At 35.4% G+C, this 23,803-nt stretch carries 28 protein-coding genes and 1 tRNA gene; 16 read left to right on the top strand and 13 right to left on the bottom strand.

What is annotated here, in order from left to right; translation table 11 throughout:
* Positions 1–38: 38 nt before the first annotated feature.
* Positions 39–1,337 (top strand): erythromycin esterase family protein, encoded by a 1,299-nt coding sequence (locus tag EKL97_RS09795; protein WP_126568747.1) that lies wholly within the window; start codon positions 39–41, stop codon positions 1,335–1,337.
* 264 nt (positions 1,338–1,601) lie between these two features.
* On the opposite strand, the gene EKL97_RS09790 is transcribed toward EKL97_RS09795, so the two are convergent.
* From EKL97_RS09790 to EKL97_RS09765, 6 genes are all read right to left on the bottom strand, one after another.
* Complete coding sequence (locus tag EKL97_RS09790) at positions 1,602–2,567, bottom strand: sodium-dependent bicarbonate transport family permease (protein ID WP_126568746.1); 966 nt, start codon at positions 2,565–2,567, stop codon at positions 1,602–1,604.
* 36 nt (positions 2,568–2,603) lie between these two features.
* Positions 2,604–3,956, bottom strand: coding sequence for a dihydroorotase (locus tag EKL97_RS09785; protein ID WP_126568745.1), 1,353 nt, complete (start codon positions 3,954–3,956; stop codon positions 2,604–2,606).
* Between the two features lie 3 nt (positions 3,957–3,959).
* The gene (locus EKL97_RS09780) at positions 3,960–4,919 is read right to left on the bottom strand and encodes an L-threonylcarbamoyladenylate synthase (protein ID WP_126568744.1); all 960 of its coding nucleotides are present in this window, start codon (positions 4,917–4,919) and stop codon (positions 3,960–3,962) included.
* 3 nt (positions 4,920–4,922) lie between these two features.
* Entirely contained in the window at positions 4,923–5,759 is an 837-nt protein-coding gene (locus tag EKL97_RS09775; RefSeq protein WP_126568743.1) for a DUF6671 family protein, read from the bottom strand.
* Entirely contained in the window at positions 5,752–6,054 is a 303-nt protein-coding gene (locus EKL97_RS09770) for a hypothetical protein (RefSeq protein ID WP_126462128.1), read from the bottom strand. Before EKL97_RS09770 ends, EKL97_RS09775 begins: the two co-directional genes overlap by 8 nt.
* Before the next feature lie 300 nt (positions 6,055–6,354).
* On the bottom strand, positions 6,355–7,791 hold the full coding sequence (locus EKL97_RS09765; protein WP_126568742.1) for an NADP-dependent isocitrate dehydrogenase: 1,437 nt from the start codon (positions 7,789–7,791) through the stop codon (positions 6,355–6,357).
* A gap of 89 nt (positions 7,792–7,880) precedes the next feature.
* Here EKL97_RS09765 and EKL97_RS09760 point away from each other — a divergent pair, with 89 nt between their 5' ends.
* The 11 genes from EKL97_RS09760 (at position 7,881) to EKL97_RS09710 (ending at position 16,553) form a co-directional block, all read left to right on the top strand.
* On the top strand, positions 7,881–8,801 hold the full coding sequence (locus EKL97_RS09760) for a LysR family transcriptional regulator (protein WP_126555109.1): 921 nt from the start codon (positions 7,881–7,883) through the stop codon (positions 8,799–8,801).
* A 99-nt stretch (positions 8,802–8,900) separates the two neighbouring features.
* A complete protein-coding gene (locus EKL97_RS09755) occupies positions 8,901–9,047 on the top strand; it encodes a DUF2721 domain-containing protein (RefSeq protein WP_126563838.1) in 147 nt (48 codons plus the stop codon).
* A 109-nt stretch (positions 9,048–9,156) separates the two neighbouring features.
* On the top strand, positions 9,157–10,053 hold the full coding sequence (locus EKL97_RS09750; protein WP_126555115.1) for a DMT family transporter: 897 nt from the start codon (positions 9,157–9,159) through the stop codon (positions 10,051–10,053).
* Between the two features lie 68 nt (positions 10,054–10,121).
* On the top strand, positions 10,122–10,475 hold the full coding sequence (locus EKL97_RS09745; RefSeq protein WP_126462116.1) for a MauE/DoxX family redox-associated membrane protein: 354 nt from the start codon (positions 10,122–10,124) through the stop codon (positions 10,473–10,475).
* Positions 10,476–10,479: 4 nt separating this feature from the next.
* Positions 10,480–11,088 (top strand): alpha-ketoglutarate-dependent dioxygenase AlkB family protein, encoded by a 609-nt coding sequence (locus EKL97_RS09740; protein WP_126568741.1) that lies wholly within the window; start codon positions 10,480–10,482, stop codon positions 11,086–11,088.
* Between the two features lie 45 nt (positions 11,089–11,133).
* Positions 11,134–11,961 carry a sterol desaturase family protein gene (locus EKL97_RS09735; RefSeq protein WP_126568740.1) on the top strand — a complete coding sequence of 276 codons (828 nt, stop codon included), beginning with the start codon at positions 11,134–11,136 and terminating at the stop codon, positions 11,959–11,961.
* A gap of 109 nt (positions 11,962–12,070) precedes the next feature.
* Positions 12,071–12,349, top strand: coding sequence for a DUF2805 domain-containing protein (locus EKL97_RS09730; protein ID WP_126462107.1), 279 nt, complete (start codon positions 12,071–12,073; stop codon positions 12,347–12,349).
* 62 nt (positions 12,350–12,411) lie between these two features.
* Complete coding sequence (locus EKL97_RS09725; protein ID WP_126462104.1) at positions 12,412–12,756, top strand: hypothetical protein; 345 nt, start codon at positions 12,412–12,414, stop codon at positions 12,754–12,756.
* Position 12,757: 1 nt separating this feature from the next.
* Complete coding sequence (locus EKL97_RS09720; RefSeq protein ID WP_126462101.1) at positions 12,758–13,705, top strand: alpha/beta hydrolase; 948 nt, start codon at positions 12,758–12,760, stop codon at positions 13,703–13,705.
* Between the two features lie 55 nt (positions 13,706–13,760).
* A complete protein-coding gene (locus tag EKL97_RS09715) occupies positions 13,761–15,629 on the top strand; it encodes a peptidase M61 (RefSeq protein WP_126462098.1) in 1,869 nt (622 codons plus the stop codon).
* A gap of 213 nt (positions 15,630–15,842) precedes the next feature.
* Positions 15,843–16,553, top strand: coding sequence for a DUF4369 domain-containing protein (locus EKL97_RS09710; protein ID WP_126453513.1), 711 nt, complete (start codon positions 15,843–15,845; stop codon positions 16,551–16,553).
* 188 nt (positions 16,554–16,741) lie between these two features.
* Here EKL97_RS09710 and EKL97_RS09705 read toward each other — a convergent pair whose 3' ends face one another.
* The 7 genes from EKL97_RS09705 to idi form a co-directional block, all read right to left on the bottom strand.
* Positions 16,742–17,206 carry a hypothetical protein gene (locus tag EKL97_RS09705; protein WP_126555133.1) on the bottom strand — a complete coding sequence of 155 codons (465 nt, stop codon included), beginning with the start codon at positions 17,204–17,206 and terminating at the stop codon, positions 16,742–16,744.
* A gap of 129 nt (positions 17,207–17,335) precedes the next feature.
* Positions 17,336–17,409 (bottom strand) — tRNA-Thr (locus tag EKL97_RS09700).
* Between the two features lie 78 nt (positions 17,410–17,487).
* The gene (locus EKL97_RS09695) at positions 17,488–17,754 is read right to left on the bottom strand and encodes a hypothetical protein (protein WP_126453511.1); all 267 of its coding nucleotides are present in this window, start codon (positions 17,752–17,754) and stop codon (positions 17,488–17,490) included.
* Between the two features lie 68 nt (positions 17,755–17,822).
* Positions 17,823–18,785 carry a type I phosphomannose isomerase catalytic subunit gene (locus tag EKL97_RS09690; RefSeq protein WP_126568739.1) on the bottom strand — a complete coding sequence of 321 codons (963 nt, stop codon included), beginning with the start codon at positions 18,783–18,785 and terminating at the stop codon, positions 17,823–17,825.
* A 148-nt stretch (positions 18,786–18,933) separates the two neighbouring features.
* Positions 18,934–19,389: a peroxiredoxin gene (locus EKL97_RS09685; protein ID WP_126462085.1), complete on the bottom strand. Its 456-nt coding sequence runs from the start codon at positions 19,387–19,389 to the stop codon at positions 18,934–18,936.
* Positions 19,389–19,799, bottom strand: coding sequence for a 6-pyruvoyl trahydropterin synthase family protein (locus EKL97_RS09680; protein ID WP_126555142.1), 411 nt, complete (start codon positions 19,797–19,799; stop codon positions 19,389–19,391). The genes EKL97_RS09685 and EKL97_RS09680 overlap by 1 nt, the downstream gene beginning before the upstream one ends.
* Before the next feature lie 12 nt (positions 19,800–19,811).
* Positions 19,812–20,372, bottom strand: coding sequence for an isopentenyl-diphosphate Delta-isomerase (idi, locus tag EKL97_RS09675; RefSeq protein WP_126462079.1), 561 nt, complete (start codon positions 20,370–20,372; stop codon positions 19,812–19,814).
* Positions 20,373–20,661: 289 nt separating this feature from the next.
* On the opposite strand from idi, the gene msrB reads away from it, so the two are divergent.
* The 4 genes from msrB to EKL97_RS15570 all read left to right on the top strand — a co-directional run bounded on the left by msrB (position 20,662) and on the right by EKL97_RS15570 (position 23,772).
* Positions 20,662–21,222 (top strand): peptide-methionine (R)-S-oxide reductase MsrB, encoded by a 561-nt coding sequence (msrB, locus tag EKL97_RS09670; RefSeq protein ID WP_126568738.1) that lies wholly within the window; start codon positions 20,662–20,664, stop codon positions 21,220–21,222.
* 1 nt (position 21,223) lies between these two features.
* Positions 21,224–21,838 (top strand): peptide-methionine (S)-S-oxide reductase MsrA, encoded by a 615-nt coding sequence (msrA, locus tag EKL97_RS09665; protein ID WP_126462073.1) that lies wholly within the window; start codon positions 21,224–21,226, stop codon positions 21,836–21,838.
* Positions 21,839–22,049: 211 nt separating this feature from the next.
* Positions 22,050–23,357: an amidohydrolase gene (locus EKL97_RS09660; protein ID WP_126462070.1), complete on the top strand. Its 1,308-nt coding sequence runs from the start codon at positions 22,050–22,052 to the stop codon at positions 23,355–23,357.
* Positions 23,358–23,607: 250 nt separating this feature from the next.
* A complete protein-coding gene (locus EKL97_RS15570) occupies positions 23,608–23,772 on the top strand; it encodes a hypothetical protein (RefSeq protein WP_156063255.1) in 165 nt (54 codons plus the stop codon).
* Positions 23,773–23,803 lie beyond the last annotated feature (31 nt).

Raw genomic sequence — 23,803 nt, 5'->3', positions numbered from 1 at the left:
TAAGCAAGTTGTAAAACATTTAAACAAACATTAAACATATGAGAATATTTATTTCAGCCATCTCATTTTTTCTATTATTTGAAACATATGCCCAAAATCAAAAAGCTGTAAACTGGATTAATGAAAATGCAATTAAAATTGAAGATGCAAATCCAGATACGAACCTTACTATATTCAGTAATAACATCCCTCAAAAGTTTGCTGATGCAAAAATATTCGGATTCGGAGAAACTACTCATCAAGGAAAAGAATTTTTCGATATAAAGGCTAAATTCTTCAAATATCTGGTTGAAAACCAAGGCATCAAAGTGTTTATTATTGAGGATTCATACACTTCAGAAGCTGGAATAAATGAATGGATTAGTGGTGGAAAAGGAAATGCAGAAACTATTGCCAACAATTTTAGCATCGGATTTTGGTATTGCAAAGAAGTGGTCAATCTTTTGGAATGGATGAGAAATTATAACCTTAATAAAACTAAGGACGAGCAAATTCGTTTTTATGGTATGGACATTCAAGACGTGAAAAAAATCAATCAGGAAATACAAAATTTAGTAAAAAAATATAATATTCCTATAAGTGAAGAACTTCTTTTAGTAGTTGACAATTGTGTAGAAAAAGAAGTGAAATACTCTGGAAAAACTGATTGGGCAGACATTCAAATTCCTAAGCTAAATAAAATTGAGAGTATTTTATTTGATTTTAGAAAAGGTATTAAAAACGAGAATATTTATGAGTTCAATTTAGCAATAAGAGCCTTGAATTATTTATCAAAATATACTTACTATGTACAAAATCATCATAGTCAAGATAGAGATTTGCTAATGTTTGAAAATGCTAAATGGATAGTAGAAAATAAATCAAAAAATGGAAAAGCTTTTATTTGGGCTCATAACGAACATATTAATAATAAGCAAGCTGGAAATTATAGCGGACGAAACATTTATAATTTAGGCAGACATTTGAAAGAATATTATAAAAACGATTATTATAGTGTTGGGTTTGACTTTGGCACCGGTACATTAGCTGGTTATTTTTCCAACAAGGACGAAAAACCCAGTTGGAAAAAATTTGAATTAAGTGAACCATTTGCCAAAACTTATGCCGAAACACTTATTGAAGCAAAGGACGAAATTTACTTTATTGATATGTCTAAAGCTTTGGATGGTAATTCCTCCAATTTCTTTAAAGGGAAAAATAAACAACTAGTTGCAGGTGGTGGAGGTTTCAATTTCAAAAATAATCATCTTTATCAAAAAAAGTTTTCAGAAATGTACGATGGATTAATCTTTGTAAAAAATATTACACTTCCAACTAATATTTTGATTACGAAATAAACGTTTTACAATAGGCATTACAACGGCTTTTGGGCAATTAACTTATACTATTGTTGGTTCTGTATTTAGGATAATTTGGCAAACCCAATCGCCCCAACTAGCGCGAGCATCCCGCTCGTACACATTCTCAAGAGTAAAAAACTATAAATTGTTATCGGCACGAGCGGGACATTAGCGATAGTAATGAGTTAAAAGCGATATTTCTCTTCTATGTGTGGATTTAAATCTGATTGATAATTTATAAACATTTGGCGTAGCACCTCATTAAATATGACACAGCACAATTGAAAAATAAATGGGCATCCCAAAAGTAATGTTAAAAGGAAACGTTACTGCCAAAGCCATGGGTAAAAATATTCCTGGATTCGCCTTTGGAACGGCTATTTTCATTGCTGCCGGAACCGCAATATAAGAAGCACTGGCCGCTAAGACAGCAAAAATAAAACGATTCCCAACATCATCGGTAACGAATTGACTTAAGAAAGCCACAATACACCCGTTGATCAATGGGAAAACAATAGCAAAAAAGACGCTAAACCAGCCACTTTTGAAAAAATCATTTAATTTTCGTCCACTAACAATTCCCATGTCCAGTAAAAATAAAGCCAAAAACCCTTTGAAAATATCAGTAGTAAACGGCTTAATTCCTAAAGCCTGTTGCTCACTGGCCAAAAACCCAATAACCAAACTACCTAGAATCAAGAGCACGCTTCCATTAGTAAATGAATGTTTGATAATCGTGGTCATCTTCGTTTTTTGAACTTTTTCCTTACTAAATAATCGGATCAAAATCACTCCGATAATGATTGCCGGAGCTTCCATCAGCGCCATAACAGCAACCATGTGGCCGCTAAAATTGTAATTTTGAATTTCTAAAAAAGAGATGGCCGTTACAAAGGTCACTGCACTCACGGATCCATAAGCGGCGGCTATGGCGCCCGAATTCTCAATGCTAAACTTTTTCTTTAAAATAAAAAAAGTATAAAGTGGAATTAATACCGCAATCAAAACTCCAAAAACGATCGACCAAAGTATCTCTATAGTAAAGTGACTGTGAGCTAATTCCTGTCCACCTTTAAAACCAATCGAAAAAAGAAGGTACAACGATATAAATTTAGAGGTATTCTCCGGAATTTCTAAATCACTTTTGACATAGACGGCTATAATTCCCAACACAAAAAACAACAAGGCAGGATTAGTTAAATTATCCAGTAATAAACTAAGATTCATATTTTAATTATTTTAAAATTATTTTATACATTTTGATTATCTTATCTTTTCAAATCGCAATCTTTTTCCTTTTATATCTGTCTTCACAAGTCCTTTTTCATACACCAAATTTCCATTTACAAAAGTTGAACTGATGCTGCTTTTAAAAACCTGTCCTACAAAAGGAGACCATTTGCATTTATATAAAAGAGAGTCTGGAGTTACTTCCTGTTTTTTATTTAAATCGACTAAAACTAAATCGGCAAAATAGCCCTCCCTTATATAGCCTCGTTCTTTTATTCTGTAAATTTCGGCTACATTATGGCTCATTTTCTCCACTACTTTCTCCAACGGAATTTCACCACGATGAAATAATTCTAACATTGCTAAAAGAGCATGTTGTACTAATGGTCCGCCGGAATGCGCCTGAAAATAATTCCCTGCTTTTTCGGCAACAGTATGAGGAGCATGATCCGTTGCAATAATATCTATTGAATTATTGAGCAAATACTGCAGTAAACCTTTTCTATCTTGCTCTGTTTTTATGGAGGGATTCCATTTGATCTTGGAGCCCAGTCTTTCATAATCGGCATCCGAAAACCAAAGATGATGTATACAAGCCTCGGCGGTGATTCGTTTTTCTCTGATCGGTGTATGATTATCAAATAATTTGGCTTCCGCCAAAGTTGAAATATGAAAGAGATGCAAGCGTGTTTGGTGTTTTTTAGCAATTTTCAATACTCGTTCAGTTGCTTTTAGGCAAACTTCCTCATCCCGAATAAGAGAATGATAAAAAAAAGGAATTTCAGTTCCGTAAATTAGTTTATAATCCTCCGTATTCTTTTTTATCAGTGAATCATCTTCGCTGTGCAAAGCTACCAAGGTATCGGTTCTTGAAAAAAGTTGCTCCAAAAATTCTGGATAGTTGGCTAAAATTCCCTCGTCATTATTAAAATAAAGACCATCATCCGTAATCCCACATACATTTTCAGTATTTGTTTTTAAAGCTTCTTCCAAGTTATTTTTTGAAATTCCCATAAAAAACGAATAATTAGCAATTGATTTCTCAGCCGCCATCGTGTATTTTTCTTCTAATAACTCTTGAGTCAGCGTATTGGGAATCGTGTTGGGCATATCCATAAAGGAGGTGATGCCGCCAGCCACAGCGGCAACCGACTCTGAAAAAATAGTGCCTTTATGTGTTAGTCCCGGATCTCTAAAATGAACCTGATCATCAATGACTCCCGGAAGCAGATAAAGTCCTGTCGCATCAATTTCGATATATATTTTTTCAGGATTTAGTCTAATTGATGGTGCTATCTTTTCAATTCGTTCCCCTGAAATCAGAAGATCTAAATTAAGTATATGTCCTTCATTGACCACTTTTGCATTTCTGATAATAGTATCCATATCTTATTTTTTAGTGGCTCTTTCTAATCGATCGTTTATCGTTTTGCCTAAACCCACATCTGGAAAACGTTCTGCTATAATCAAGTCAAGTGTACACTCATCTAATCGATGCAAAGCAGCATACAATTGCGATGCGGCTTCTGCTAAATTGCCTGTAGGTGATAAAATTTCCTGTTGTACAATTTTTGGATCATCAATCCCTTTTTGGAATACTAAAACTCCAATTTTTTGATCCGGAAACATTTTTAGCTTCTCCGTCACATCAGCTGTCAAAAAAGTCGTCGTCGAAGGAGCATAGTGCTTAGAAAACATGCCTGGTGCCGCTGGAGCAATATCATCATGGGTAATCATTTTTACCGGCCCAACAATTGCTTCAATATCCTCAACAGCCAAAGAACCCAAGCGATATAAAATAGGCTCCCCATTTTCAAATCCGATGATCGTTGACTCTATTCCCCTTTGACAAGCTCCACCATCCAAAACCATTGGTAACACCTCTTCAAAATAGTCAGCAACATGTATTGCTGTAGTGGGACTAAGAGAGCCAAACGGATTAGCACTCGGAGCCGCTAGCGGATAGGCTAACTGATTCAGCAGGGCTAAGGCTACTGGGTGATTTGGAACTCTGATCGCTACGGTATCTTTACCACCGGTAACCAAATCCGGAATGGAAATTTGCTTTTTTAAAACCAAAGTTAAAGGTCCCGGCCAAAAAGCTTTTGCTAACAAGTTCGCTTTTTCAGGAATGTCTCTCGCTATTTCAGAAAGGACAGTTGCCGATTTGATATGAACAATTAACGGATTAAAAAACGGACGTTTTTTAATCGAAAATATACGCTCTACCGCCTTTGAACTGTAAATATTGGCGGCTAAACCATAAACCGTTTCGGTAGGAATTCCTATGATTTGCTCCTGATTTAAAAGCGCAACAGCTTTTGGAATCGAACTACTGATTATACTCATATCTTATGGATTACAGGAATCGCAGAATCCTGGTTCTTCGGTTATTTTTTGATGGGGATACATTTTTTCAGAACTAAAACAACACTTTTTACAACTGTAAATAAAACTCAAGGTAGATCGTGTGGGCGCTGAACACCATGAACAAGGCAAGCCCTGTTTCGCATCTATCACACAAAAACCCGGTGCTTTACAGCTTGGGCATTCCGTTTTTATAGCTTCCAATAATTTTTGCGCCGCTACTTTTATCACACCCATACGAGTGGGGTTGTACAGCGCACGCATATCAGTTTCAGCATAAACACTCCCATATTTGTTCACAAGGTGCTGAAAAGTATCTTCCAATTCACTTTTTGTGGTAATCCCTTTAACTAGTGTTGTTAGATCATCAGGCTTGCTTCGCAAAATTATGGCATGGGCAGGAAATTGAATCTTATTTGCAAAATCCAAGAGCATTTCTTTACTAGAAATATTTTCTCCATAAAAATTAGTCTCCAAACTGAGTTCTCTGGCAATGATTTCTAAGTCGTTTTTTTTATCGATAAAAATTAAAAACTCATCATCGGCCTGGGCAAAAAAGATAGAAGGATGTGAACCAAAAGAGCCTTCGCTGGCAATAGCCAAATCGCAGTCAAATTCTTCCATTGCCGCCAAACATTTAGCTCTGACGGTTTCAACTGCCGTGTTTTTCCGCTCCACTTCACCTGAAAAAGTACCGAAAATATCCGAATCATAACTTTCAGGAACAAAACAGTGAACACCTAATCCTTTTTCAAAAATTGGAGCAATCACTTTTTCTTTGTGATGCTTGGTGGCAATGAGTAATTGTCTACCCTCAAACATTCAATTCAGTTTTTACTTTAGGACACAGTACAATTTGAATTACACTGTCAATTTTCAGTTCCAAATCCTTTGACGACGCTTCTTTGATGAGTTCCTTGATGTATTCAGAGGCTTCTAAAAGAGTTTCAAGCCTTATTTTTGAATGCGAACAGTCTTCATCAAATCGAATTTGATTGCTAAATTTTTCTAAATTATGATAATTAATCTTATTGTTGATTAACGAAAACAGTACTTTTCCTGCTTCTGATGGTGCAAACTGACCTTCAACTAACTTAAACTGATATTCTTTTTCCATAATACTTTATAATGAAATTTTATTTTTTTGTAATGTGTAGATCGTGAAAAATATTCCCAAACCTAGAAACAGTGTGAAAAATAAGTTATTAGGTGCTACGATTGTCAATAGTATTCCACCAATCAACCAAACTATTCCAAAGACCAAACTAATTTTTTTATTTTTATTTTTCATAGGGACTAATTTTTTTACTACTTACTGGAGCGTGTTAGGAATGACTCACCTTATTAAATTCTTTAAAGGAAACAGCACATTTAGTGAAAGAGTACCAATTAAATAAAGGAGAAGTTAACGCATTTCTTACTGTCCTTGACCCAATGAAAAAGCCATTTTCCCGTCAAATTTATATAAATTTTCAGTTTTGATGCTATCGATATTATGGTCGATGCATTGCTGCAATAATCCAATGATCTCCTCTTTGTTAACTAGTACTCCATCCTCAGCTTTGAAACGGCATCTCCAGTGATCTGTACAAAAGGTTTGTTTAAATCCTTCGGGCCAAACTTTGATTCCTCTATTGGAAATCATTTTCAGTTTTAGATTTTCAGTCCCTATATTTTTTAGAATTTCAGCTAGCGAATTAGGATCGGTTCCATTCCAATGCACAAATACATCGTGACCTACCAATTCTTTTTTTGCAGCTGGTCTTCTCTTATATTTCGGGAGATCTAAGGCTTGAACATTTTTATAATCTACAGCAGGAAGCTGTTTTGGTTTTTGCCCTAAATTTAGGATTACTGCGTCGGCAAATTCTGAAGTCCCTACTTTTGCAGTGCTTACGCCTTCTTTGAAGATATCATAGGTATGTATTCCGTCTTCAAGCGTTTTCAGCCATGCATTTTGTACTTTACTAGCCACTTCGTTTTGCCCAATATGATTCAGCATCATTACTGCTCCTTGTAATAATCCCGACGGATTCGCAACATTTTGCCCGGCTCTTCTGGGTGCAGATCCGTGAATTGCTTCAAACATTGCACATTCTTCTCCAATATTTGCTGAGCCTGCCAGCCCCACAGAACCGGCAATTTGTGCAGCGATATCAGAAATCACGTCACCGTATAAATTTAAGGTTACAATAACATCAAAATTCTCTGGTGTATCGCTCATTTTTGCAGCACCAATATCAATAATCCAGTGCTCGTTTTCAATTTCAGGATACTCTTTCGCTAACTCATCAAACACTTCATGGAATAATCCGTCCGTCTGCTTCATGATGTTGTCTTTTGTGAAACAAGTTACCTTCTTTCTTCCATACTGTTTGGCATATTCAAAAGCATAGCGAACAATTTTTTCACAGCCGGGACGACTGATGATTTTCAAACACTGCACAACTTCATCCGTTTGCTGATGTTCTATTCCCGCATATAAATCTTCTTCATTTTCACGAACAATGACAATATCCATTTTTGGATGTTTTGTTTCCACAAAAGGGTGCAAACTCATACATGGTCTAACATTAGAATATAATCCTAAGAATTTTCTAGTGGTAACATTCAAACTTTTATAACCACCACCTTGCGGAGTAGTAATTGGAGCTTTGAGAAATATTCTATTGTTTATTATAGAATCCCAAGATGACTTTTCAATTCCGGAGGTATTACCTTTTAAATACACTTTTTCACCAACTTCAATTTCATCAAATTGAAGCTGTGCGCCCGCTGCCTTAATAATTTTTAGAGTAGCATCCATTATTTCAGGTCCTATTCCGTCTCCTTTTGCTATTGTTATTCTTTGCATATCTTTTTGTTTATTTTTTTTTACAAAAGTAAAACAGGCTATCCATATATTTTTATTTATATTTGTAATACAAAGCATAAAAATTATTTATGAATTATACGCTACACCAGCTGCATGTCTTTTTAAAAATTACCCAAAATAAAAGCATCACTAAAGCCGCAATGGAACTGCACCTTACACAACCCGCAGTATCCATTCAATTAAAAAATTTTCAAGATCAATTTGATGTACCGTTAACAGAAGTAATCGGAAGAAAGCTGTTTGTTACTGATTTTGGCAAAGAAATCGCCACGGCTGCAGAAAAAATTCTAAATGAAGTACATGCGATCAATTATAAAACAATGGCATTCAAGGGACAACTGACAGGACGATTAAAAATTTCTGTCGTATCAACCGGGAAATATGTAATTCCTTATTTTTTATCTGATTTTTTGAAACAAAATCAAGGTGTCGAATTGATTCTGGATGTGACCAATAAAACTAAAGTACTGAAAAATTTAGAAAGAAATGAAGTAGATTTTTCTCTGGTTTCCGTGTTACCAGAAACCCTGCAAATCGAGAAAGTGGAGCTTATGCCTAATTCCCTTTTCCTTGTTGCTAATAGTGATCAAAAAATGGGAAAAGGAATTCAAGAAAAAAAAATCATAGAAACCTTACCCATCATCTATCGCGAGCAAGGATCAGGAACAAGATATGTGATGGAAAAATTTATAGAACAGAATCAATTAACAGTTTCAAAAAAAATGGTGCTGACCGGAAATGAAGCGGTAAAACAAGCCGTACTGGCTGGACTCGGATGCTCGATCATGCCTTTAATTGGTATAAAAAACGAGCTTAATAATGGAGACCTACAAATTATTCCGGTAAAAGGCTTGCCTATTCAATCCAACTGGAATTTAATTTGGTTAAAAGGCAAAAAGTTTTCACCTGTAGCCGATGCCTATTTAAAATTTATTCAAAAAGAAAAAACAAGAATCATCGAACAAACCTTTAACTGGATTACACTTTAAAAATTTAAGTCAGTAAAGGAAAGCTCCTCTTATTCATTGCAATACTAAAATGCATCAAAAGATTAGCAATATTTGCCTTTACAATGATTCGATTAAATTATGATTTTACAAATAGAAACTCTAGCATTACTTTTTAGCGCAACTTCGTTGATTTTATTGGTGTATACCAACCGGTTTTTGGCTAATGCTGCAATCATAAGAGGATTAAAAAAAACCTACCACGAAAAGCAAAATGATGTAATTTAATTGGAAATCAAAAACCTGAATTTATGGTTGACTCTGATATTATCTACCAATTTACACCTTATAACTAGGAACTAAACCCTATCTTTGCCCGCTTTTTAAAATTAAAAAAATGATAAAAAATAGTGTCTTAAAAGGAGTTTTCTTAGTTGGTCTCGGCGCAACGAGTTACGGAATGCTGGCTACTTTTGTAAAGATAGCCTACGGTCAAGGCTACACCACACCCGAAGTTACCGTTGCCCAATTTGTATATGGAATCATGGGAATGCTGCTGATCAATATGTTTCAAAAAGCTAAGAAAGGAAAAACCGTTATAAAAGCATCCCAAAAAAACATCACTCAGCTGATGCTTGCCGGAACTTCTTTAGGATTTACGAGTATCTTTTATTATTTGGCAGTAAAATACATTCCTGTTTCTATTGCGATTGTTTTATTGATGCAAACCGTCTGGATGGGTGTTTTATTCGAAATGATTTTAGAAAAAAAAATTCCTTCTACTCAAAAAATAGTTTCCGTATTTATTGTCTTAACCGGAACTATCCTTGCTACCAATGTCTTCGAGAATAGTATCGTTTTAGACTGGCGCGGTATTGCTTTAGGGCTTTTAGCAGCAGCTTCTTTTACTACAACAATGTTTACCGCTAATCGTGTGGCAACTCATATTTCCTCGGCACAACGCAGTTTATTCATGTTGTTGGGAGGTGCTGTCATCGTGACCTTTTTTGCAATCTCAACACAAACTACTCCTTTTAACTTTGAAATTTTCATGAAATGGGGAATCATTTTAGCCCTTTTCGGAACCATAATTCCACCTTTATTGTTGAATGCCGGTTTTCCGCTGACTGGAATCGGACTGGGAAGTATTGTTTCGGCACTGGAACTTCCCGTATCGGTACTTATGGCATATCTATTATTGAATGAGCAGGTAAACCTGATCCAATGGCTTGGCATTATTTTAATTATTTTAGCAATTATCATAATGAATGTAAACCTGAAGCGAACCTCCTAATTGCAGTTTCAATCCATTTGCACTGATTTTAATAAAATTTTTATAAATTCGTATTAAATAACTTTACTATGAATTTACCTTGGCATTTATATGTGATGGCTTTCGTCTACTTTATCGCAGGATTAAACCATTTCAGGAATCCCAGACTGTACTTGAAAATCATTCCTTCGTACTTTCCAAATCCAAAATTATTAAATTACATCAGTGGTTTAGCAGAAATATTTCTGGGAATTTCGCTTTGTATTCCGTTACTCTCCAACTACGCCGCTTGGGGGGTGATCGCTTTGTTGATTGCTATTTTTCCAACACATTTGTATATGTATTTTGATGAAAAAGCAAGAATGGGTCTGCCAAAATGGGCCTTACTATTGCGAATGCCACTGCAATTATTTTTAATTTACTGGGCGTACCAATATACTTAATCTCGTGAAATCACTTTTCGAATCCACATCAGAACCCGTATTTATTGACTTGCCAGATGCGGATATCATCTACTATCCTCATTTTTTTGACCAAGAACAAGCCGATATTATTTTTGCCGAATTAATGCAAGATATCCCTTGGCAACAAGACGATATTCGTGTATACGGGAAAATTCATCCGCAGCCTCGTTTGACGGCTTTATTTGGAAACGAAGGAAAACCTTACTCGTATTCGAATATAACGATGCAGCCACATCCTTGGAATTTGCTTTTGCAAAAGCTAAAATCTCAAGTCGAAAAAAGTGCTGATACTACTTTTACAACCGTCTTACTCAACCAATATCGCGACGGAAAAGACAGCAACGGTTGGCATGCTGACAACGAAAAAGAATTAGGAATCAATCCCATAATTGCGTCGTTGAGTTTTGGAGCCCAACGAACCTTTCAACTCAAACATAATTTAGATAAAGACCTAAAAAAAACTATCATACTGGAACATGGAAGTTTGTTGCTGATGAAAGGAACGACACAACATTTCTGGAAACACCAGATTCCAAAAACCACAAAACCTATTGGCCCCAGAATAAATGGCACTTTCCGGGTAATCAAATAATTACTTTCATAAAAAATTATTAAATTTGGAATAAATATCTGAATTATGAATGATATCATTACTTATTTTTCTACCATTCCATCGTCACACCGAAGTTTAATTCTTGTGGGCGGAATCACTTTTTTCTGGCTGATCGAAAATGCTTTTCCGCTTTTTAACTTCACCTATAAAAAATGGCATCACGCCGGCATCAATATTTTTATGACCTTCACGACTATTGCTGTCAATTTTTGCCTAGCTTTTATTTTATTAAAAGCGGCTGACTGGACAATTGCTACAAATTTTGGAATTTTACAATGGCTTCCTGAAATACCGCTATGGCTTTACGCCCTTATTGGATTGCTTTTATTGGATTTAATAGGCGCTTATCTGGTGCATCTAGTCGAACATAAAACCAAGTTCCTGTGGCGTTTTCATTTGATTCATCATACAGACACCTGGATTGACACCACAACCGCCAATAGACACCATCCGGGAGAAAGTGTGATCCGATTTACATTTACCGCTTTGGGTGTTTTAATCATTGGAAGCCCCATGTGGATGGTTTTTCTATACCAAACATTATCTGTAGTAGCAACGCAATTCAATCATGCTAACATTTCACTTCCTAAAAAAATAGATACTATTATGAGCTATTTTATCGTATCGCCAGACATGCACAAAGTACACCACCATCATGTTTTGCCCTATACCGATAGTAATTATGGCAATATATTTTCAATCTGGGATCGGTTATTTGGCACATTTATGACACTTCTAAAAGAAGAAATTATTTACGGAATTGATACCCATCCTAATCCTGAGGAACACAATGCATTAAAAAATTTATTGAAAATACCGTTTCAAAAACAGCCATTAAAGAAAAAAAATTAAAAAAAATCATCTTTTGAGAAAAAGTAATTATAATTTTTCTTAATATTGAATGAAATTAAAAAATTTAATTTAATAATCATTAACACCTATTTGAATTAATTTTCACGTGATGAAAAAGAGTAACCGCAAAGAATTGAACTGGGAGCAAACAGAAAAACTTGTTACAATGGCTTTAGAAGAAAAAAATCCTTTTGAAATCATTAAAAAAGAATTTGGTTTGGCCGAAAAAGAGATCCTAGAGATAATGAAGAAGAAGATGCCGGCAGAAAAATTTGAAATGTGGAAAAAGAAAGCTACCGCAAATAAACCAAAACCAAAACCCATAAAAGTGGATGATTTTGACGAAGACTTAGACGGTAAATATTACATAAAAAACAAACTAGATTAAAATAAAACTCCTGATATTCGGGAGTTTTCTGTTTTAAAACAGCAGTCTCAACTCATACATTTATGGTTTCAGTAACATCAAACGAAAACGAATTTATTTTTGATATTCTAGGAAGTCATACATTTTGGGCTTTCGAAAATAAGATTCGTGTACCGAAAGATAAAATAATCCGAGCGTATCAAAGCAACGATGAATTTACATTTTGGATCGGCTGGAAAATGCCAGGCACCCAATTACCATGGGTTATAACTGCTGGCACTTATATCAAAAAAGGAAAACGCAACTTTTGGGACGTTTGCAATAAAAAAAATGCAATTATTGTTGAACTCAAAGATTCCTATTACAATAAACTAATTATTGAAGTCGAAAATCCGGAAGAAACAATAAACGAATTAAATGCGAAATAAAATGAAAAAATTACTACTCGTACTCCTGATCTCGTGTTCAATACTCTGCCATTCACAAACAAAAACAGCAATTCAATCTTTTAATAAGGATGAAGTTACTATAAATCCATTGTTAAATGGGTCGTTGTACTCTCCTTTAAAACAAAACAAAAAGACGAATCTTGTCATCCTTATTGCAGGTTCAGGCCCTACAGACAGGGACGGCAATCAAAAAGGACTCCCCAATAATTCCCTGAAATATTTATCCGAAGAATTAACTAAAAATGATATTGCCGTCTTTAGCTATGATAAAAGAATCCTTGCTCAAATGAAGAGTGGAACGGTAAATGAAGCTACCCTTACTTTTGATGATTTCATCACTGACGCAACCACCGTTTTGCTGTTTTTTAAAAATCAAAAAAAGTACAACAAAATAATAATTGCCGGACACAGCGAAGGTTCCTTAATAGGAATGATTGCTGCCAATGGCAAAGCGGATGCTTTTATTTCATTAGCTGGAGCCGGAAGAACCATTGATGCCGTTCTGGTGGAACAAATAGCAAAGCAAGCCCCTTACCTCAAAGAAGAAGTTCAGAAAAACCTGGACATTCTTAAAAACGGAGAAACTTTCGAGTTAAAAAACCCCATGTTAGCTTCCCTTTTTAGAGCAAGCATCCAGCCCTATATGATTTCATGGATAAAATACAATCCGCAAATTGAAATTGCAAAGTTAAAAATACCCGTACTACTGCTAAACGGAACTGCAGATTTACAGGTGTCAGTTGCTGAAGCAGAACTGTTAAAAAAAGCCAAACCGGAAGCAAAGCTAGTTCTGATCGAGAAAATGAATCATATTTTCAAAGAGATAAATGGAGATGATTCTGTAAATATGAAATCCTATTCTAATCCGGACTTACCCATTGCTCCAAAAGTGGTGACAGCAATAACTGGCTTTATAAAATCGTTATAAGGGGTAACAATTCCCTCTTGTAAAAGACCTATACAATAAACAAAAAACAATACAAATGAAAAAAATATTTTTTGCAATAGCATTTGCTACTCTTCTTTGGAGCTGTAAAACTGTTGGCACTTCAGCAAATGTTTCAAAATCAATTACCGATGTAGTACACGTAGCAATCAACTTAAATGACGTTAAAGAAGACAAAGTAATGGTTACGATTACCGCACCAAAAATTAGCACTGATGAAGTCACTTACAGCATTCCTAAAATTGTCCCTGGCACCTACTCTATTGATGATTATGGAAAATACATTGAAGATCTAAAAGCTTTTGACAATAAGGGCAATATACTTCCGGTTAACAAAACGGATGACAACACCTGGAATATCAAGAATGCCAAAACTGTCACTAAAATAACCTATTGGGTTAACGACACATTTGATACTGAAAAGGGAAGCGGCTTTGGCAAGAATGATATTTTCTCTCCTGCCGGAACAAATATAGATGCAGGAGTCAATTTCATGCTAAACACGCATGGTTTTGTGGGCTATTTTCAAGACAAAAAAGACCTTGCTTATACGGTAAATATAGCCCATCCGGAAACACTTTGGGGAGCAACTTCCATGACAGATCAAGACGCAAGTACTACAAATGATGTATTTACAACAGCTCGTTATGCTCAATTAGTTGAAAATCCAATTATGTATGCTAAACCGGACTACACTACTTTTACTGTAGACGGTATGGAAATATTGATCAGTGTTTTTTCGCCTACCGGAAAAGTAACTGCTGAAAGTATTACTCCACAGATGAAAACCATGATGACTGCTCAAAAAACATTTTTAGGAAAAATAAACGCTACCAAAAAATATACCGTCTTGTTGTATTTATCAAGCATGAAAGATACTGATGCAAAGGGATTTGGAGCCTTAGAACACCCTACAGCCACTACAGTGGTTTTACCGGAAATGATGCCAAAAGAAGAATTGGTACAATCAATGAAAGATGTAGTTTCGCATGAATTTTTTCATATCGTAACTCCTTTAACCATTCATTCTAAAGAAATTCACTATTTTGATTACAACACGCCTAAAATGTCAGAACATTTATGGCTGTACGAAGGGGTGACGGAATATTTTGCCAATCTTTTTCAGATTAATCAAGGATTAATTACAGAAGAGGAATTTTATACGCGTATGTCTGAAAAAATTGCACATGCAAATGCAATGAATGACACGATGCCTTTCACAACGATGAGCGCAAATGTGTTGACTGAACCTTACAAAGCCCAATACTTGAACGTATATGAAAAAGGAGCTCTTATTGGAATGTGTCTGGATATCATTATCAGAGAAAAAAGCAACGGAGAAAGAGGAATTCTTGATTTGATGCAAAAGTTATCAAATGAATATGGCGCTTCAAAACCGTTTAATGACAAGGACCTTTTTGCAAAAATAACTTCATTTACCTACCCTGAAGTAGGGACTTTTTTAACAACTTATGTTTCCGGACCAACACCAATACCGTATGAAACGTACTTAGCTAAAGTAGGCATCACAAAAGCTATGGCAAAAGTACCTGGTAATGTGTTCTTAAAAGGACAATCCCCGTACATAACCGTGAACCAACAAACAAAGGAAATTATCGTAATTCCAACTATAGAACTAAACGATTTTTATACCACTTTAGAGCTAAAAGGAGGCGACATCATCATCTCTATAAATGAAAAACCTTATTCATTAGACAATATTTATGAAATGATTGCTGAAAGTCAAAACTGGAAAGAGAACGATACAATCACAATTAAGATAAAACGGGATGGAAAAGAACAAATAATCAAAGGAAAAGTTACACTTCCTTACGAAGAAAAAGAAGTTCTTAAAGCCACTGATACGTCCAAAACCGTTTTAAAAGAAGCCTGGTTAAAAGCTTAAATTGATAATTTAATGAGGAACATCTCAATTTAGAAATAAATTGGGATTTTTTTTGATAAATTTGAATGTGTTAGCAAAATCATTCCAACAATTTTCTTTATTTTGCGCCAAAATCTAAACACTAATCAAATCGCCAGGATTCTATCCCGAGATATCAGGACAAATCATAAAAAATGACGATGCCATGTCCTAAAAAACAAATTTTAACTTCACATGAAAAAAACTATTCTAGCATTTATCACTTTAATCCTTTTATCGTCCTGTAATAAGGAGGAACCTGGAGGGAATGTACACATTACCGGAAATATTAAAGGATTAAAAAAAGGAACTTTATACATCCAAAGAGTCGTTGATACAATGCTGGTTGCAATTGACACGATTCATATTGACGGAAGCGCCGTTTTTGAAAGTCACTTAGATCTAAAATCACCTGAAATGCTATACTTGTTTCTAGACAGAGGCGTGAGTAATTCCATGGACAACAACCTGCCTTTCTTTGCTGAGCCGGGAAAAATAACTATTGAAACCAGTTTAGATCGCTACTTATCTGATGCTACAATTACAGGTTCTAAAAACAATGAAATCTTTGAAGAATTTAAAAAAATAAACAGCCGCTTCACCGATGAAAGTCTTACTTTAATAGAAAAAAAATTCAATGCAGTAAAAAGTCAAAACATAAAAACCATTGATAGCATAGGAGCAAAACAGGATTCTAACTTGAAAAGAAAATACTTATTTGCCACAAATTTCGCTCTAAACAACAGAGACTACGAAGTGGCGCCTTATATTGCCTTATCCCAGATTTACGACATCAACATAAAATACTTAGATACGATTCAAAAATCAATGTCTCCTAAAGTGGCAAAATCTCTTTATGGAAAGCAATTAACAGAGTATGTAGCAACAATCAAAAAACAGCAATAATCATACAAATTAAGAGAAGTACTATTAGAACCTCCTCGTATTCTATCCTGAGTAGTATTTTTTCATAATTTATGTTCTAAAAAAAAATGAAACAAAAACCATCTTGTTAAGGCAAGATGGTTTTTTGTTTTATAATTACAGTCCGATTAACATACTGAATAAAAGCAGTTTAAGGACCTAAAAACACACTATAGCGCACTAGAAGTTATTCCAGCAACAATCATTCCTACAAATAGTAAAAGATAAAGAGAGAAAACAACCAGAGTCATAATTCCAATGTATTTATAATGTGACTTTAGGTATTCTAACGAAGTAGTCAAGGCATCTGAATCATTGTTTTGGAATGCTGCTTTGGCATTTGAAGCAAACTTATTCAAGTAATATACTGGAAAAAAATAAAGAATGGCTATCAAAAAGTATACAAAAGCCATTACAAACCCAAAAGAAGATCCCATCATTCCCATAGCAGGATTCACCTTAGCCATAGCAGAGAATAGCGTTCCGGCGAATAAAGCGGCAAAAATAATAAACCCAATTCCGATGTAACCAAGAATGGACAAAAAATAGGCCCACTTTGCGGTTTCTTTCAAAAAGCCCTTAGCAGAGGCGCTAAGTTTCATTTCGAAACTTTCAATCACTGAATGCTCTTCCATATGTATTTGTTTTTTTGTTAGAACCCAAATTTAACAAAAAAAATTATGAAAAGCATTAAATAGGAATCAATTGTCATGTCCCCAAAAACAAAAAACCATCCCGCTTAAGACGGGATGGTTTTATCAAAGAGCCGGCGGAGGGACTCGAACCCACGACCTGCTGATTACAAATCAGCTGCTCTAGCCAACTGAGCTACGCTGGCGACTCATTACGGGTGCAAATATAGGTCTGAATTTCTGTTTTCCAAAACAAATTCAAACTTTTTTTGCTTTTTTTTTGACTACAATTCGTTGATTTTAGCAATCAATTGATTAGCAGTTTGTTCCAATTCAACATTAATTTGTTTGAAGTGTGCTTTTTTATTTTCTACTTTTTTAACATTTACCTTTGTGATTAAAGTGTCAAAAGCAGCAATCGCTTCGTCAATTAAAGCATTCGTTTCTGTTGTTGGTTTTCCTGTTGTAGAAATTTCGAACAAGTAAACTGCTTCAATAATATCTCCTAAAACGTAGTTGATGTCTTTTTTTAAATTCTTAATGTTTGCCATTTTTATTTTTTTAAAATTTGAATTTTAATTTGCGTCTGCAAAAGTACACATAATCTTTCTATTACCGACTATGAAATGTAAATTTCTAAAATTGAAGCTTTTCCATTGATAATGAATGCATGCATGGCAGCAGGAATCAAAACGGTATCTCCCTTTTTATATTCTAGTTTTGAATTGTCAAATTCTATTTCAAATGCTCCTTCCACACACATATATACGGTAAAGCTTTCTCCAGATTTAGAAACTGAAATAGCTCCATCTAGCGGGATAAAGTTAGTGGTAAAGTAAGGAGAATCAACCACTGGATTAGACTCATTGCTATTCTTAGAGTATTCTTTTTTAGTTTCAACTGTGTTGTAATTGATCGCTTCCAATGCCAAATCCACATGCAATTCTCTGGTATTCCCATTCGTATCTACTCGATCAAAATCATACAATCGATACGTAATATCCGAAGTTTGTTGAATCTCGGCCACCATTAATCCAGCACCAATAGCGTGAACAGTGCCGGTTTCCAGAAAGAAAACATCTCCTGCTTGTACCTTTATATCATCCAGAATAGAGAGCAGGGTTTTATTTTTTAGGTTTTCTAAATAGGCTTCGGGATTCGATTTTTCTTTGAAACCTACAATAATTCGGGCGTCATCATCTGCTTGCATGATATACCACATCTCTGTTTTACCAAAAGAATTGTGGCGTTTTTTTGCTAAGGCATCATTAGGATGTACTTGAATAGACAAATCTTGACGGGCATCTAAATATTTAAAAAGCAACGGAAATTGCTTTCCAAAGCGATTATAAACCGCTGTTCCTAGGATTTTCTCAGGAAACTCATTAATAATATCTGTCAATGCACTGCCTTTCCAATCTCCGTGAGCCACAATACTGACATCTCCTGCTACAGTCGATAACTCCCAACTTTCGCCAATATGCGTTGAGGCAATGGGTTTATTAAGTATTGTTTTTAATTTTTCACCACCCCAGATTCTTTCTTTTAAAATGGGTTTAAACTGTAAGGGATAAAATGTCATGTAACTATTTTTTTTGAGTCCCAAATGTAAACAAATCAATATTGTTTTCTACCAAAATAGGTTTCCATTTACAGGAGTCCGTTAAACTACCGAAAAAAGTATAAATTAATTCCAATCAGAAAGGTAGCAAATCACATCTTGTAATTGATTATACTAATTTTTTAATGGCTTCAAGTGCTTTAGGAATATGTTTTGTTGCCAGAATACTGTCAAAAATCATTTGTACTACTCCGTTTTTATCCGTTACATAAGTCACTCGTCCCGGAAGCAACCCGAACATTCCAGAGGGAACCCCAAAAAGTTTTCTTATTTTTTTATCAGAATCGGACAAGAGAATAAAAGGCAGTTTGAATTGTTTGCTGAATTTTTGATGTGAGGCAACGCTATCGCTGCTAATCCCTATCACTTCTGCACCCAAATCCTTAAAATCTTCGTATTGATCCCTAAAACTACAGGCTTGCGCAGTACATCCAGGCGAATTATCTTTAGGATAAAAATAAATTACAAGCGGTTTTTGGCCTACTACGTTTCCACTGTCAAAATCAGTTCCATTGGTGTCTTTCGCCATGAAATGGGGAATAGTATCTCCTACTTTTAGCTCCATTATTCTCCTTTATAAGTTACAAAATTCCGAGGTGTTTCGTATAAAACCACTTCTAATTTAAACTCTGCCTTGATTCTTTTTCTAATTTTATTCCAAATGACTACTACAATATTTTCAGCTGTTGGATTCAAATCCTGAAACTCCGGAACATCCAAGTTCAGATTTTTATGATCAAACTGATGCTCAACTTCCTCTTTAATAATATCACTCAGAAATTTCACATCCATTACATAACCCGTTTCCGGATCAATTTCCCCAGTCACACTTACTATCAGTTCATAGTTATGCCCGTGGAAATTTGGATTGTTGCACTTGCCAAAAACGGCATCATTTTGTTCAAAAGTCCAATCTTTCCTATGCAATCTGTGAGCCGCATTGAAATGGGCTTTTCGTGAAATAGTCACTTTCATAAAACGTATAAATTAGGGGTTATCTGTGCTCGAGTTCAGAGACAAAGGGCTTTTATGTTCTTCCAGAAAATAATAAAACTCGTCAAAAATTATTTTGAACCAAACGGTGTATAAGGCCGGCTGCAATTCCATATCCATTTTAACATCCTCAATTTTCATCCATTTCCAGTCTTCCACTTCCTCCGGATTGATGACCGGTGCGTCGTTATAATAGCCAATCATCACATGATCAAGTTCATGCTCCGTCAAGCCATTATCAAACGGCGCTTTATAAATAAAATGAAAAAGTTCTTTGAGTTCTGTTTTAAAACCCATTTCCTCAAATAGCCTTCGGTTTCCCGCCTGAATATTTGTTTCTCCCTCGCGTTGATGACTGCAACATGTATTAGTCCACAATAACGGGGAATGATATTTTTGACCTGCCCGCTGCTGCAGCATGATTTCATTCGTACTGTTTAGAACAAAAACTGAAAAGGCACGATGCAGAACTGCTTTTTCATGCGCTTCAAGCTTAGGCATCAGCCCTATCTGCTCATCATTTTCATTAACTAAGATTACATTTTCTTCTAACATGTGGATTTATAATTAGGTCAAAAATACAAAAAAAGAACGGGTATCTGTACCGTTTTTGAATTTGTGAAAAGTTTAACGAGTGTTGAATATCCTAATATTCTAATTTTATATTCTTTGTATTAGTCTTCTAATTTACAATTTAGCGTGGGTAAGACCCGCAAAACTAAAAGGCTATTTTTTTCGTAAATATAGAGGAATCAAAAACTTAAATAAAAGAAAATTCAATTGCAAAGTAGCCGACATTTTAAAATAAAAAGCGCTTTACATTTGTACTGTAAATAAAAAAAAGATGAAAACAAAAAACCAATTCGTAAGTGTATTATTTTTAACCTCTTTATTCATGTTCACTGCCTGTGCACAAACAACAAAGAAACAAGATCCTATAAAAAAAACTGTCACAATGAAAAACACAATTGAAAAACCTGGAAACCCATATTACTCCAATACGGATACTGCAAAACTCAAAGTAAGTAATGCCGAATGGAAAAAAGTTCTACCCGAAGATGTCTATGAAGTAACTCGTAATGCGGATACGGAAAGACCTTTCACAGGAAAATTCTGGAATACAGATGACAAGGGGACTTATTATTGTGCCGCCTGTGGCAACAAATTATTTCGTTCCGGCGCCAAATTTTCCAGCACTTGCGGCTGGCCAAGCTTTTTCGAACAAGACAATAAAAACAGTGTGGTTTATAAAACCGATAATTCACTGGGAATGGAAAGAACTGAAGCGCTCTGCGGAAGATGTGACGGTCACTTAGGTCATCTTTTTGATGACGGGCCGGAACCAACCAAAAAAAGATACTGCATGAATTCAATCGCACTTGACTTTATACCTGATACCAAATAACATGAAAAAATTATTTTTAGTATGTATTTTAACGACCAGTAGCTTGTTTGCGCAAGGTCAAACACCAAAGCAATCCAATCTTGAATCCATTACTTTAGCCGGTGGATGTTACTGGTGTGTTGAGGCCGTTTATGAGAATCTCATTGGAGTACAATCGGTAATCTCAGGATATGCAGGCGGCAAAAATACCAATCCTACCTATGAAGATGTGTCAACTGGAAGATCGGGTTATGCGGAAGTGGTAAAAATTACCTATGACAAAAACGTAACGAATCTAGATGAGATTTTCAAAGTCTTTTTTACGGTACATGACCCAACGACACTTAACCGGCAGGGCGCCGATGTAGGAACACAATACCGTTCCGCCATTTTTTATAAAAATGAAGCACAAAAAAAATCAGCGCAAACGATAATCAACGCAATGAAAAAGGCCAAGATTTATGATAGTCCGATAGTAACAACACTAGAACCGTTGACTAAATTTTACAAAGCAGAAGATTACCATCAAAATTACTACGCCAACAATAAGAACCAACCCTATTGTCAAATGGTAATTCAACCTAAAATGGAGAAATTCGAAAAGCTTTTTAAAAACCGATTGAAGAAACAAAAATAAAAGAGTAAGAATACCGTCTTGTTTGAAATGACAAGACGGTTTTTTTATATCCTACTCAAAAAAAAGACACTTTACACCCCTATTTAAAATTAATGCCAGACGAAATAATTTTGCTATATTTGTTTCTAACTGACCTTCTTTAGAATCGAAACAGCTGTGTTTTTAACTAAAATAAAGGCTGTTTAGCAACCAAATTTTACACTACCAACTAATGAAAAAAATTATTCTTTTTGCTGGCTTATGCTCCTTCTCCTTTTTTGCTACTGCACAAAATTCCGTTCTTAAAGCCACGGTTGCCCAAAAAGCAGCCTCCTTAGAATCTAAAGTCAGTACCTGGCGGAGAGACTTTCACCAAAACCCTGAATTAGGCAATAGAGAATTTAAAACTGCCGAAAAAATAGCAACACATTTGCGTTCTTTGGGCATGGAAGTACAAACTGGTGTGGCCAAAACTGGCGTGGTAGGAATTTTAAAAGGCGGAAAACCCGGTCCGGTTGTAGCACTTAGGGCAGATATGGATGCCTTGCCTGTAACAGAAAGAGTCGCCATTCCTTTTGCCTCAAAAGCAATGGGAGAATACAACGGTCAGGAAGTAGGTGTCATGCATGCTTGCGGACATGATTCGCATATAGCCATGCTGATGGGAACTGCTGAAATTCTGGCCGCTATCAAAAGTGAATTAAAAGGAACGGTTAAATTCATTTTTCAACCTGCTGAGGAAGGCGCTCCCGATGGTGAAGAAGGTGGAGCTGCACTAATGGTAAAAGAAGGCGTTCTGGAAAATCCAAAAGTAGATGTGATTTTTGGCTTACACATTAGCGCAGACACCGAAGTCGGCAAAATCAATTACCGTCCAAAAGGAGCGATGGCTTCCTCAGACTGGTTCAAGATAAAAATAAAAGGAAAACAATCACACGGAGCCAGCCCATGGCAATCCGTAGATCCTATTGTTGCGGCTTCCCAAATAATATTGGGATTACAAACTATTGTGAGTCGCAATGTAGATTTAACGGAGTCCGCGGCCGTGGTTAGTGTTGGAAAAATTACATCTGGCGTAAGAAGTAATATTATACCGGAAGAACTTGAAATGGCAGGAACGATTCGGACCCTAGACAAACAAGTTCAGGAAATGATCCATAATAGATTGAAACAAATTACCACCAATATTGCAGAAAGTGCCGGAGCTACTGCCGAGGTGATCATCACTAAACAAACCCTGATTACCTATAACGATCCTATATTGACTGAAAAAATGCTCCCTACATTAGAAACTGTAGCGGGGAAAAACAATGTGGTATTGACTCCTGCAGCAACTGGAGCCGAAGATTTTTCGTACTATCAAGACAAAGTTCCCGGACTTTTCTTTTTCCTGGGTGGAATGCCAAAAGGCAAAAATCCTGCCGAAACAGCCTCACATCATACCCCCGATTTTTATATCGACGAGGGTAGTTTTGTATTAGGAATGAAAGCAATGTCCGACCTAACTATAGATTATATGGAAATGAATGCTAAAAAATAAATTAGTACCTGAATAGACAATTTTAAAAAGTTTTTAAAACTACAACCGAAAAGAAATTTTCGGTTTTTTTACACCTTTGTATGATTCAAAAAAATAATATTCAAATGATTTATTTAAAGCAACTTAACCTGTTTTTTTTAACGATTTTTAGTAAATTTATGTCTGCATCTTAAAAGTTGATTCTGTCAAGGAAACACTAAACATATTCAAAAGAAATCTCTAGGAAAATTGCCAACTAAAAAGCTGTAAAATGAAAGCACTTGAAACCTATTTTAAATACCAAAAAGGGCGTAGAACCTCGTCTTATAAAAAACGTCTGACTCCTATACTGTTAAAACTTTCCATGAGTTGCGGGTTGAAATCAAGAAACAGAGAGCTTTATTTGAATTGGTTGCCTTTTGTAACAAAAAAATAAGCCAAACAATTTCATCTTATGAGCATAATAC

It is taken from the genome of Flavobacterium sp. LS1P28 (assembly GCF_003970335.1).
Classification (GTDB): Bacteria; Bacteroidota; Bacteroidia; order Flavobacteriales; family Flavobacteriaceae; genus Flavobacterium.
Note: the sequence above shows the minus strand (reverse complement) of the source record. Positions and strands in the feature narration are given on the sequence as shown.